Origin of the sequence: Marinobacter sp. Arc7-DN-1 (genome assembly GCF_003441595.1) — a bacterium.
Classification (GTDB): domain Bacteria; phylum Pseudomonadota; class Gammaproteobacteria; order Pseudomonadales; family Oleiphilaceae; genus Marinobacter; species Marinobacter metalliresistant.
Genome location: NZ_CP031848.1, coordinates 905,819 through 918,963, shown reverse-complemented (window position 1 = coordinate 918,963; position 13,145 = coordinate 905,819). Strand labels below are relative to the sequence as shown.

Sequence of the window (13,145 nt, the reverse complement as noted above, 5' to 3'; positions counted from 1 at the left end):
GTAAATTTCTAGCTGCTTGACTAAAAGCCCCGCGATCAATGAGATCCGGGGCTTTTTTTGTTTTTACATAGTGTGTAATTACATGTGTAAATACTTTGCTAGTGGTAACGAAGCCATAACCAGCCCGCAACTCTCGAGCCCAAGATGGACTTTTTCGGTCGAAATTGAATGCTGAGGCTGTGCGATCATTCCGTCATACCGGCCCTACAGCAGTCCAGCAGGCAATAGTTCAGACGACTCACGAACCCGACGTTCAACCCGGACCGTTTGATAATCTAACAAGGTAGTCGGAATACCCATCTTCGGCCAAATAGAGCGCCGCGCTCCCTGTGGTGCGTTCCACCTAAATTTGAGATGATTAGCCATTAATATTCACGAATTCTAAAATATCCTGTATTTTGAGGTGCTTATGTATCTGTTGAACTTAAAAGACACAAGAAGTGATTGCCACTCTCTCATTTACGAAACAACCGTCGATAATTATCTGAGCCTTGCCGAAAGAGTTTATGAGGATCAACAAGGAGGCCTTGAGGGACAGCGAGCTCCGCTGAAAACTAAAACTGGAAGAAGTATCCGAGCTCGAATGGTTGAGGATATTAGGTTGGGATCAATTTTGCCGCCGCTCGTATTGGGCGTTGTCGTCGAGGAAGATATTTTTGATGAGATAGGAAAAATACAAACTCAAGAAGAATTGGAAAGTCTATTGTCCCGCCTAGATTCCGATCAGTTGTCGGTAATTGATGGAATGCAGAGAACAACGGCTATCCTTAGCGCGAAAAGCGAGAGCGATATCGGCGATAATCCCGTGCGAATAGAAGTCTGGGTTTCAAGAAATATTGGAAACTTGGTTTACAGAATGCTTGTTCTTAACACGGGGCAAGTTCCTTGGGATATGCGTCGCCAGCTGGAAACGATCTATAGGCCACTGTTGAGAGAAATTAAAGAAAGAGCTCCGAATATTAAGGCAATTGGCGTTGATGATAGGGAAAGAAGAAAAGGAGCTGCAGAATATCATGCGGATAAGATCGTTGAATTGTTCCTAGTCTTTACTTCACGAAAGGTGCACATCGATCTGAAAGACAGAGTTGCTGAAGACTTCGCTAGAATGGATGCCACTGAAGCTACGGCTCATTTGGAGTTTATTGATTACTTTGCTAAAACGCTAGATTTTATGGCAAGACTCGATGAGCAAATGTCGAGAGTTCCTGCAAATGAAGATCTTGAAGGGAAAATCTCCAGCGGAAGGGATATATTTAAGAGTTCGCCAGCAGGTGTTGGTTTTTTTGTTGCATGCGCTACATACATATACGGCGATCCAGGTTTCAATTACGATGAAGAAAGAACCCATAAAGAATTCGCTCGACTAGAGGACTCACTAGAAAGGCTTATCAGAAAGCTAGAAGCTATGGAACAAGACCAGCTTAGCGAGTTCTTGGATCTTGCGACTATAAACGAGCGTTTGAGCCGCAGGAGTGGAAAGGTCGGTGAGTTTGAGAGGGAGTATTTCTTCGCTGCCTTCAGAACTCTAATTCAGCACTCAGACCAGTTACCTTCTTTTGAACCTTGTTGGGTTGCTAGATAATGCCGAACGCTATCAAATATATTCAATTTCTTTTCAATCAGTTGTTAGGCGATCTTGTTTCCGATGAAGAGCGAAATAAATTGCGCCTAAAACCTAATCCTGATGATCATGAAAAGGAGTTCGAGCATTTTGAGCGATTGAAAATATCAGGTCATGGGGAGATCCTTCATGATGTAAAGTGGTTCTCATTTAACTTGAGTTTGGACCCTGGCGGCGCTGAGGAGAGTCGGCACAGGACTTTTGTAGGATTTACTGGCTGTAAGTTTCAAAAACAAGATTTGGAAAATTTAGAAGGTGCAGAAATTTTTGAGCATGATATTAATGCTGGAATCTTTCTCAGATTGGTCAATGATGTTGGTCTTGAATTGAAAAGCGAGATCTCTCCGATCCATCTTGAACAGGATCTCGCATCTCAGCATTTAGACCCATTGTACGAAGGTCATGATTTTGATGAAATAAAAAAATATTTTGAGGATGTCATTCTATTTGAAGTCAAAAAGGATAGTATTGTTAGAGAGTTGAATGAAAAGTTAAAAGTGCAATACATTCTTAGTAATAACTCATCATGTGTTCGCCTTCCCTTTGGAGATGTCGGTGACGGTATGCGTGAGTTGTTCGTCGAGAAAAGTCCACTCCTATTTGACAATATATTTAGTGCGCTCACGTCCACTTATTGGGAGCATGCATTCTTAGAGCTTTATAGATCGATAGAGGCTATCTACCAAATTCCAAGAATGATTAAGCTAAAAGGGAAGTTGGGAGATGATTTCGACGGCGTGTCTACTTTAGATTTGGCGAAGCTGTGTTATGAGGAATTGGGGTGGCGCCCTTTTGAAAAAGAATCGCTGAAATCACTGCTAACTATTTTGCCAGAGGATCAGTTAGAGTGTCAATGGCCATTTATTTTGACCCACCTTTGGCCAATAAAATTGACCCACCTTTCATAGTCTAGCCTGTCGTTTTCTGCTTCAGCCGATAGCTTTCTCCTCCCAGCATAAAGATGTGTGAATGGTGGATGACCCGATCAATGATCGGCACCGCCACGTTGTCGTCGTGGAAGAACTCGCCCCAACTGGTGAAGTCCTTGTTGGTGGTGAGGATGATGGACCGGTATTCGTACAGGCTGTTGATCAGCTGGAACAGGTTGTACCGGGCCTGCCGCGTCATGGGCAGGTAACCCAGTTCATCGATGACCAGCAGGTCGTACTTGGCCAGTTGGCTGACCCGCTTTTTCAGCTCACCCTTCATCTCGGCCAGCTCTAGTTCTTCCACCAGATCGAGAGCGTTGCGGAACAGCACCCGGTAGCCGGCCTCCACAGCTTTGTGGCCAATGCCGATGGCCAGGTGGGTCTTGCCTACACCGGGCGGACCGATGAACACCAGGTTGTTTCGCTCGTCGATGAACTGGAAGTCCAGCAAGGCATTGACCTGGCGTTTGGTAATGGTGGTCTGGTGCCGGTAGTCGAAGCCCTCCAGGCGCTTCTCCGCTGGGAACGCAGCCATTTTCCGGTTCCGGCGGATGCGTTTGTCCTGGCGCTGGGTCAGTTCGTGCTCGGCAAGCCGGTCCGCGAAGCTGAGATAGGACATCTCGTTGGCTTCAGCCTCGGCCAGCAGGTTGGTCAGTTCGTCGGCGGCCGCGCTCAGGCGCAGGCTGCGGTAACGGGCCACGGTCTGTTCAAGCTGGCTCATGGGTCACCCCCTGGCCACTGGAGCGGCCAATATGGCGGTAAGCGCTCAGATCCAGTGTTTCTTTTGGTTCCGATAGCGGTTCCGGCTGTCGCTCCCGGAGAACGGCGGCCTGGGCTGCTTCCAGATAACTTTGCAGCCGTGTCGCGGTCATGCCGGGACGCTCTGCCAGCGTCGTAATTAATGCCGGATCCACGGGCGCATGGCGCTTGAGCAGGTCACGGGCAGCCACCAGCTGGTCCTTGTAGATCTTGGGCTCGGAACGCTTGAGCTGTTGGCACAACCGTGGCCCGATGTCACTGCCGATCAGGTCGTTGATCTTACCCTCAAGGGTGGCCACCCGCTGGGCATGATCCCGGTAGTGGTGGGTGTTCTTGATTACCTTGCCTTTATCGGCACACAGAGCATGGCTGGCAATGACTTCCCCTGTGTTCAGGTCGCTGATGTGGAGTTGGCCGCCGGACTCCAGAACGCCCACCCGGGCCTGCTGCCAGGCCATGGGCACAGAGTACTTGTTGGCCTTCCAGGCGATCAGGCCGGTCTTGTCGGCTCGACGTGTCTCGTGGGCCACAGATTGCACGCAAGCTGGTGACAGGTAAGCCTCCAGGTGTTCTCGCTCATCCCGTTCGAAGCGTTCCCGGGGTGGTTCTCCGGTGGTGCCGTGGATGCGGACATTGGCTACGCTCTCAAGCCAGTCCTGCACGTGCTGGCGCACGTGCTCCTGGTCCCGGAAGACTTCACCGTAGAGGCAATCCTGCTTGACGTACTTCACGCCAGCTTCCACCTTGCCCTTGCTCTCCGGGTCATAGCCTTCGCAGGCATGGATCCGGAACCCGGCCGTGGTGGCATACTCATGGAACCGTTGGTTTAGCGTCAGTTCCCGGTACTGCTCGTTGATCACCACCAGCTTGGTCTGATCGTAGACGCACTCCTCTGGCAGGCCACCGAAGTAACGCAGGGCTTCGTCATGGAGCTGGATAAACGTCTGGGTATCCAGCGGGCGGAAGGCCAGACCCACGTACATCAGCCGTGAGAAGGACAGCACGAACACCACGAAGTGGAGAATCCGCTCTTCGCCACCGATCAGCACGCCGCGCAACTCACCCGGATCCACCTGACACTGAACACCCGGCACATCGTCCAGAATGGGTTCGTAGTAGCGCATCTGGGCCGAGGCCACTTCCTCCTTAAGCACCCGCACATAGCGTCGGATGGTGCGATCCGAGGCCGACAACTCGCCAACCCTCTCTTGCAGCTTGCGGGCAATCTTGACGGCGCTGAGCTTGGGAAACTGCTGGAGCAAATGCACCAGATAATCCCGGTGATCATCGAGTCGCTTGCTCCGCGAGGGGTCTGCAAACCGTTCTGAAATCGCATCCACCTCCATCCGCAGGTACTTGCGAACGGTATTGCGGGACAACCCCAGTTCCTGACTGATGGCGCGGATCGACAGCCCTTTGCCGTTATCGTGCAGTGCCTTGATCTTGTGTATCACAACCCACTCCTTCACTGACATGCCCCCGGCCATGGATAAAAGCGGGGGACAGTAGCTGGTTCTGTGGCCTGACGGCCACCCGGGGGTGGGTCAAAATTAATGGCCAGTAGTGGGTCATTTTAATTGGCCACTAACAGTTAGAGCAACTGATAAACCTTGGGTTAATAAATGAACCTGAGGATGTTGGTTCAGAAAAGGATAGGTTGAGAAAGATTATTGAGAAAGGTGCTTCAAAAATTTATGAAACTAGAAATAAGCTAGTGCATAAGATTTACTACTATCATGAGAAGGATACAGACTATGTCGAGTGGAAGAGTATGCTAAGATTTCTGGTTATCTTTGTTTCGGGAACATATTCTCACTATTCTGGTTATTTGAAGTAGTAATTGGACGTAAATGGTTAGACTCTTTCAATGTTATCAAATTCATGATTTGGTTTGTTGTTGGTCTGGATTAAAATTTCTCCTATTATTAATCTTAAAGATGGCGATCATGTGATCCGGCGGGGAGATCCTTTTCCATATTCAAGTAAATGGACATCTAGGATTCGAAATCGTCTATTTCATCACTTGATAGTTATTGCTGATGGTCGAGTTTAGTTCCGTAAAATTTGCATAGATCTTGCAAATAGGAGTGCTTCATGACGTTTCTTTCTTTGTCTTTCATATAGAGTACAGTCTCGGCTACCGGTCGACTTCACCCAGTATCTTTTTAAGCGCGGTCAAAAATCCACGAGGCAAGACTTCAGCACCATACTCATCCTTCACCTGCCCCAGTTCATTTGCCCGAAACCCCAGCTTCTCCAACCACTCCTCGGTGCAGACCGTTTGCAGCGCTTTGATTTCGTTGTCAGAGCAAATCCCGTTCAACGATGGTAGCCACTCTTCGCTGCCTTCAGACTGGGATGCAGTGAAAGCAGTGGGTCGCTTATCAATGATGATTTTGGTTTGATTCTTGAGCATATTGGCTTCGCTCTTGTAGCGATCCCGCTCACGAATAATCTGTCCAAAGAGGGCGCGTACAGCTGTATCATCGATGCGCTTTAGTAGCTGATAATCCTGACTGGTTTTCTTAGCAAGGCCTACGCCTGGCTTCTTAGTTGTAGTTTGAGCCTTGGCGGCCCACGCTTCGATTAAGTCGCGGTAATGCTTATTCGCGGTAGCACGAATCGACTGGTAGCCCACCCCGCCATTTTCCGCAGACATGCGACCGATTGTGGTGATGGAGAAATCTCGCGCACCAGATTCGTAATAGCTCTTGAGGGACTGACTGAGTTTATCCAGTGATGCTCGGGTTTTGGCCGTTTTACCGTCCTTGAGTGTGTCGAGGACGGAATCAACGTCGATATTCATTCTCCTACCTCCACTGACGGTATACGTTTCATGGAGCCAAGCGACAGCGCAATTGGGGCAATTTTCTCCACTACCTCAAATCCGGATCTCAGAAGCCCGGCGTCGCTCAGGTACTCTTGCGCTTCGATGTAGTTTGCGGCGATTCGATAGCCCTCCAATTTGTTATCTGGATTGGCGATCTTCGCCATTTTCCGCATGATAGCGTTGCCCGCAATCAGCTGAGTGCTCTCGTCCATTTCAAGAAAGATTGGCTGATAGCCGGAACGGGCCATCATCCGGCTCAGCATATTGGTCCGCTTGGCGATAGCTGGAGTCTTGCGGAGATCATCGTGCATGTCGGGGTAAAACTCAGCATCCTCACACAACAAGGATAAGTGAAGTAATTCTGAATCTGTTTCGGTGAACTTCATACTGACGTTGAGATCCTCCAAAGACCCAATCGCGATAAGCTTTTGACTTTCATCGTCCTCTTCGCGCTGATTCTCGATTTCAATCACGCGGTTGATCAGGTTGAAGGTAGCGATATAGTCTTTCGCATACTCGTCAGATTCAACACGCTGCTTTTCGTAGCGGCGCTCCAATGCCTGCAATTCGCTATGTTTGAGGAATACCTCGCCCGCTTCCTCGGCTATGAATAATTCGTCTTTCAGCGCCTCTAGTTCCCCCTCGATTTCAACGGCAAGCTCAGCCGCTTGATGAGCCTTGTAGCTGATCTGATTGAATTGAGAGTTGAGCGCTGGAAGATAGGTGGCATCGGTGATGAGCCAGCGGCATCGGGGGCAGTTTTCAGGGCCGTGTGGCACAGGGCCATAAATCCTTGAGTCTACCGATACTGAATCCCTGATAAGGGGGCCTCCATTCCAGCAACCCCCTACTGTAGACAACTCATCCGAGCCTACGGTGTTACCGCCTACTAAGCATAATCCCGTGGCACGCTCCTCCCACCCAATCGGATTCTGGTTCGCGAGCGCGGCTTCCACAGAGTTGTATTTGTCGCTGTGGTACGCGCTACGGAGTTGGATTTGATTCATCTTGGCATCCGCGAGGAAGTCACGAAGCGAACCTTCACCTTTTTCAACCAGAGCTGCGTCAGCCTTTTTCATTTTTTCGGCCATAACGGAGGGGGTGATCTTGTTATAATAGATTGTCATCAGTAGACGCGTATGCCCTGCGAGAAGCTTAGAAATCACCGGTAGTGGCAGGTCGGTGTCCATTGTGTAGCAGGTGATCAAGGAAACCCGAAGACTGTGGAGGGGGTATTGCGTTGCCACCTTTGAGGTTTCTTGCCCTTTATAGTCATCACCATAGTCTTTCACGAAGCGCAGGCGCTCGCCGTTGGCCAGTGTTTGGCCCGTATTAAAGACATCTTCTTCCAATTTGGACAGCAGGCGATACCAAGGATTTCCAGGGGTGCCGTAGGTAATTGGAAAATTTGAATTTCGCTCCCGAAACAGAAACGCAAACTCACCCATCGTTTCCAATTCGGCACTGGATTTAGTGTGGCGCGTATGCTTTGTCTGAAGCCCCGAGCCTTTGGTCAATCGATCAATCGGATTGTATTTCTCCTGCCAGTTACGAAGTTTTTCCAACCAATACAGAAGCTCATCGTGCTCCCAGGGGATAGTGTAACCCCGCTGAATATCGTCCTTGTTTTGATCGGCGGTCTTATTGGTGGAGACGTAGAGTCCGGTGGCATGACGCTCACTCATGGAGTCATAAATGCGCCGAAAGACGCCTTTCTGATAAGGGCGTCTCGGTGTTCCGCATTTGAACGAATGCTTGGCGTTTTCGACCCAATGACCTCGTTCGTAACGCCAAGTATCACCTTCGCCGGAGTCCAGAAATCTTACCTGGAATGAGCGCAACGGCAAATGGAGCTTGGTGAACAGGAACATCGCCATGACCGGAGACCAAATCTCGTGGATCTCAACTCGCTTCCTGTTCTTGGTCACAGTACGTGTGCGTGCAATGCAATCTGGGTCGCTCGGGTCAATGACGTCAGGAGAAACTTGCATCCAAGCCACATCTCCAGCTTGAAGTTTATCGATGGCCCAGTGCCAGTGTCGAAAATGGCGGTCCACCCATGGTGTTTCGCTGCGCGAGTCATCGGTTGAATACGGGCAGAGGATTTGCCTGAGTTGCTGGATATAGCGATACGGTAAAGGGCTGTGAACTGTTTCCGTGTTCTGAGTTTTTCTCCTGATTCTCTGAAAAGGATTCTCAAACAGAGGTCGTGAAAAGCTGTTGTCGTTTTCGACGCTCAGGTGGCGTGAGAGGATGTGATCGCACAGCAACACCGCATGCAACACGTATTTATGGTTGCTTGTGTTCGATCCAACGGCAACCAGATACGTGGTAAACTCTTCGGTGGACACCTTGTGGCCGCCTGGATGGCCCTTGAACATCGTTGCCACATCAAAGGCGTAAGGGGCTTTAAACTTTAGGTAGTTCAGGAAGTGCCTTAAGCCCTCCAAACGTTGGGCAACGTTTTGTTCTTGCGTGGCGATCCACTCGGCAGCGTACTGCTGCCATTGGAGCCATTCCGAACCAAGGTCTTTAGTGATCCACCCCAGCGTTAGGTCAGTGCTGTAGCCTTTCCCTTGGATCTTTCTTGTCATTGGTGTTTCCCTAAACGTGGGTTTTTTCCCGTGAAGTTACCGCTTGGATCAATATCGTCAAAACCGTGTTCCACTAGTGTCTTCCAGTCGAAAGATGCAACGGTTTTTGATGCACCTGCACCCAGTAGAAGTTGCTGCGATGCTTGGGAAAGCGCCTGTGAGACCTTGGCGCTTGATGGCATGGTATAAACTACCTGGGATTCCAAGCTTTTGTGATGCAGACACTTTTTTCGTATGACAGGATCGATTCCAGCATCAGTCAGCCTTCGCCCATAGTTATGCCGATGGCCATGGGGATCTAAGCCTTCAGCCTTATTTGGTTCCAGGCCGATTCTTCTCAGCCCCGCCGCATAATTCTGGTTAAAGGCATTGTAAGTATAAGGATTCCCCAAATACCGGGAATCAAAGCTGATGAATGCATAAGGGTGGTGGCACCCCACGGATGCCCGGTAAATCAGATATTGCCGCCACAGTGACATGAAGACCCGCCCAAACTCCTGTGGGAAGAAATACGCCTCTAGGTAGCCGTCCTTGTGATCAGGAACCTTAGACTTCCAACCGAGATGCTGGGTGTTTTGCATCTCCTGGCGTGGCGCACGCCCATACTCTCCTTGAAGGTAGGCCTTGCGGGTCTTTATTCCTCTACGGGTTTTCCAGCCTTGAGGCGCTAAACCTTCCACCTCGTTGTAAATCCTCACAATTGCACGATCAGGGTCAGAGGGCTCTTCAAACACATCCGTGACCCAGAGCAGCAGCGCCTCGCTACGTCTGAACCCAGCTCCATGCAGAAGGAGCAGTATGAGTTTGTCTCTCAGGGCAACGCGGGGGTCTTGCGCGCCACCCAGCCCATGCATGTAAAAAGGTGCAAACTTGCCAGCAGGAAAGGCTATGGCGTCATCTTCTGTTTTTGCCAAAGGCGCTCTACCTTTGATGCTGCGGGCTCTTTTTACCGTAGCATTGATGGACTTGTCTTTGATATGTCCTAGAAAGTCGTTCTGATTCCGCCTGAACCATGCGGCATACTGAATACGTTCCTCATGGCGGGTGGCCGTTCGTAGGGTATTTAATGGTTTACCCAGGCCTTTTTCTGATATCCAGTCGGTGAAATTCGTCAGGTGACTGATATGTCGAGCTATCGTGCCGGTGGTTGCCGGTATCCAGTAGAGTCCAGAAGGGTCCAGCCCATTTTCGCCGACGGTCCCGCTGTATAACCTTCTAACAAAGACCGAGAACAGCTCCTCAGGGTTATCGAACATGCCTTCGTTGGCATCCATGAATTCAATCAGCAGTATGATCGACTGGATATGCTTGTTGATCGTTGAAAGCGAGAGGCCATTGAGGTGGAGGCTGAGCACATAATCTGTGGCCGATTCCAAAACGCCTTCGTCAGTCAGAATGACTGGGATATCAGTGGTAACTCCGCTGTTGTCCTGAGCAATTTTGGCAGTCACTTTCGTTGCAATCATCTCTATTCCTTACACCTATTACATAAATTACACTATATCCCTGTGCAATTCTCAAGCAAAAAATAACCCCCTAAGAAGGAGGTTATTATCAAAATTACACCGTTCAAGGCACTATACGTACCTCCAGGCTGGCGTTTTTTTGTGGAGCTGAACCGAGAAAGTCAGTGCTCAGGCAACGTTCGCCTCGGCGGCCTTCCTGGTGTAGTTCTCCATCTGATCGAAGTTGAGATACTTGTAGATCTCTTTCGACATGCTGTTCAGATCCTTGGCGTACTCCATGTACTCCTCGGCGGAGGGGAGTTTGCCAAGCACCGCACCAACCGCTGCCAGTTCCGCAGAGGTCAGGTACACGTTGGCACCATCACCCAGTCGGTTCGGGAAGTTACGGGTGGAGGTGGACAGGACCGTGGACTTGGCCGCCACGCGGGCCTGGTTGCCCATGCACAGGGAGCAGCCCGGCATCTCGGTGCGAACACCGGCGGTGCCGTAGATGTTGAAGTAGCCTTCTTCCATCAGCTGAGCCTGGTCCATCTTGGTGGGAGGGGACATCCACAGGCGGGTCTTCAGGGGCTCCTTGTTCTGTGCCAGCAGCTTACCCGCGGCACGGAAATGACCAATGTTGGTCATGCAGGAACCGATGAAGACTTCGTCAACCTTGTCGCCGGCCACTTCGGACAGGGTGCGGGCATCGTCCGGATCGTTCGGGCAGCACACGATGGGCTCTTTGATCTCGGCCAGGTCGATTTCCACTACGTGAGCATACTCGGCATCTTTGTCGGCACGCATCAGCTTCGGATCGGCCAGCCATTCTTCCATCTGCTGGGCGCGACGTTCCAGGGTACGCGGATCGCCGTAACCTTCGGCAATCATCCAGCGCAGCATGGTGATGTTGGAGCGCAGGTACTCGGCCACGGACTCTTCAGACAGGTTGATGGTGCATCCGGCTGCCGACCGTTCCGCGGAAGCGTCGGACAGTTCGAACGCCTGCTCCACGGTCAGGTGCTCAAGGCCTTCGATTTCCAGGATACGGCCGGAGAATTCGTTGATCTTGCCTTTCTTCTCAACGGTCAGCATGCCCTGCTTGATGCCGTACAGCGGAATGGCGTGGACCAGGTCACGCAGGGTGATGCCCGGCTGCATTTCGCCCTTGAAGCGAACCAGAACCGACTCCGGCATATCCAGCGGCATTACACCGGTGGCGGCGGCAAACGCCACCAGGCCGGAGCCGGCCGGGAAGGAAATGCCCATCGGGAAACGGGTGTGGGAGTCACCACCGGTGCCGACGGTGTCCGGCAGCAGCATACGGTTCAGCCAGGAGTGGATGATGCCATCGCCGGGGCGCAGGGAAACACCACCCCGGGTACGGATGAAGTCCGGCATGGTGTGCTGCATTTCCACATCAACCGGCTTCGGGTAGGCGGCGGTGTGACAGAAGGACTGCATCACCAGGTCGGCCTGGAAGCCCAGACACGCCAGGTCTTTGAGTTCGTCGCGGGTCATCGGACCAGTCGTGTCCTGGGAGCCGACGGTGGTCATGTGGGGCTCGCAGTAGGTACCAGGGCGAACGCCCTTGCCTTCTTCCAGGCCACAGGCCTTGCCGACCATCTTCTGGCCGAGGGTGAAGCCCTTGGTGCCTGCTTCCGGATCCTTCGGCAGACGGAACAGGTCAGTCGCGCCCATGCCCAGTGCTGTACGGGCCTTGGCGGTCAGGCCACGACCGATGATCAGCGGGATGCGGCCGCCGGCCTGAACTTCGTCCAGGATTACGTCGGATTTGAACCTGAACTCGGAGATGGTCTCGCCGGCTTCGTTCAGGATCTTGCCTTCGTACGGGCGGATTTCAATGACGTCGCCCATGTTCATGTCGTCGACCGGGGCTTCGAATACCAAAGCGCCGGCGTCTTCCATGGTGTTGAAGAAGATCGGGGCAACCTTGTTGCCGATACAGACGCCACCGGCACGCTTGTTCGGCACGCCGGGGATGTCCTCGCCGAAGAACCACAGAACCGAGTTGGTGGCGGACTTACGGGAAGAGCCGGTGCCTACTACGTCACCTACGAAGGCGACCGGCAGGCCCTTGGATTTGATGTCGTCGATCTGGCTCATGGGGCCAGTTACGCCGGGCTCTTCCGGCTTCAGGCCGTCGCGTTCCATTTTATAGGCGGCGCGGGCGTGCAGCGGGATATCCGGGCGGGACCAGGCATCCGGAGCCGGAGACAGGTCGTCGGTGTTGGTTTCGCCAGTGACCTTGAATACCACCATTTTGGTGCTTTCGGGAACCTTTTTCTTGTTGGTGAACCATTCGGCATTGGCCCAGGATTCAACCACAGACTTGGCGACGGCGTTGCCCGCGTCCATCTTTTCCTTAACGTCGTTGAACGCGTCAAACATGAGCAGCGTGTGCTTGAGTTCTTCGCCGGCCAGCCCGGCCAGTTCGCTGTCGTCCAGAAGGTCAACCAGAGTGGCGATGTTGTAGCCACCCTGCATCATGCCCAGCAGCTGGACGGCCTTCTTTTTGTCGATCAGCGCAGAAGCAGCTTCACCTTTGACAATGGCAGACAGGAAGGCGGCTTTTACGTAAGCGGCTTCGTCCACACCCGGCGGAACGCGGTTTTCCAGGAGGTAAACCAGGGTTTCTTCCTCACCCACTGGCGGGTTTTTCAGCAGCTCAACCAGAGCAGCAGTCTGCTCGGCGTTCAGGGGCTTGGGAGGAATACCCAGGGCTTCACGTTCGGCAACGTGTTCACGGTAGGCTTCTAACACGATATGGACCCTCATCAGTTGGAATGTCCCGCGCCGGCTTCTTGCCTGGCGGGAGGTTTTTGGCGGAAAGGCCGCAGGAGCCTCTGAATAATGCCTCAAATCACCGATGGGGTTTCAGGGTTTATTCAGAGACTCCTTAATCTGGCGCTGCATTCTATAGGAAACCCCTTATAAAGTTAAGTT

At 51.9% G+C, this 13,145-nt stretch carries 8 protein-coding genes; 2 read left to right on the top strand and 6 right to left on the bottom strand.

Going from position 1 to position 13,145, the window contains the following annotated elements; all coding sequences use genetic code 11:
* Positions 1–409 precede the first annotated feature (409 nt).
* Positions 410–1,582, top strand: a complete 1,173-nt coding sequence (locus D0851_RS04240) for a hypothetical protein (RefSeq protein WP_205422263.1) — start codon at positions 410–412, stop codon at positions 1,580–1,582.
* Positions 1,582–2,529: a hypothetical protein gene (locus D0851_RS04235; RefSeq protein ID WP_117617502.1), complete on the top strand. Its 948-nt coding sequence runs from the start codon at positions 1,582–1,584 to the stop codon at positions 2,527–2,529. The genes D0851_RS04240 and D0851_RS04235 overlap by 1 nt, the downstream gene beginning before the upstream one ends.
* 1 nt (position 2,530) lies before the next feature.
* On the opposite strand, the gene istB is transcribed toward D0851_RS04235, so the two are convergent.
* The 6 genes from istB to D0851_RS04205 all read right to left on the bottom strand — a co-directional run bounded on the left by istB (position 2,531) and on the right by D0851_RS04205 (position 12,962).
* Complete coding sequence (gene istB / locus D0851_RS04230; RefSeq protein WP_092034459.1) at positions 2,531–3,271, bottom strand: IS21-like element helper ATPase IstB; 741 nt, start codon at positions 3,269–3,271, stop codon at positions 2,531–2,533.
* Positions 3,258–4,763: an IS21 family transposase gene (gene istA, locus D0851_RS04225; protein WP_162893660.1), complete on the bottom strand. Its 1,506-nt coding sequence runs from the start codon at positions 4,761–4,763 to the stop codon at positions 3,258–3,260. Before istA ends, istB begins: the two co-directional genes overlap by 14 nt.
* 683 nt (positions 4,764–5,446) lie before the next feature.
* Positions 5,447–6,115 carry a gamma-mobile-trio protein GmtX gene (gene gmtX / locus D0851_RS04220; protein WP_117617501.1) on the bottom strand — a complete coding sequence of 223 codons (669 nt, stop codon included), beginning with the start codon at positions 6,113–6,115 and terminating at the stop codon, positions 5,447–5,449.
* Positions 6,112–8,733, bottom strand: a complete 2,622-nt coding sequence (locus D0851_RS04215) for a VPA1269 family protein (protein WP_117617500.1) — start codon at positions 8,731–8,733, stop codon at positions 6,112–6,114. Before D0851_RS04215 ends, gmtX begins: the two co-directional genes overlap by 4 nt.
* Complete coding sequence (gmtY, locus tag D0851_RS04210) at positions 8,730–10,199, bottom strand: gamma-mobile-trio recombinase GmtY (protein ID WP_117617499.1); 1,470 nt, start codon at positions 10,197–10,199, stop codon at positions 8,730–8,732. Before gmtY ends, D0851_RS04215 begins: the two co-directional genes overlap by 4 nt.
* A 168-nt stretch (positions 10,200–10,367) precedes the next feature.
* Entirely contained in the window at positions 10,368–12,962 is a 2,595-nt protein-coding gene (locus tag D0851_RS04205) for a bifunctional aconitate hydratase 2/2-methylisocitrate dehydratase (protein ID WP_117620276.1), read from the bottom strand.
* Positions 12,963–13,145 lie beyond the last annotated feature (183 nt).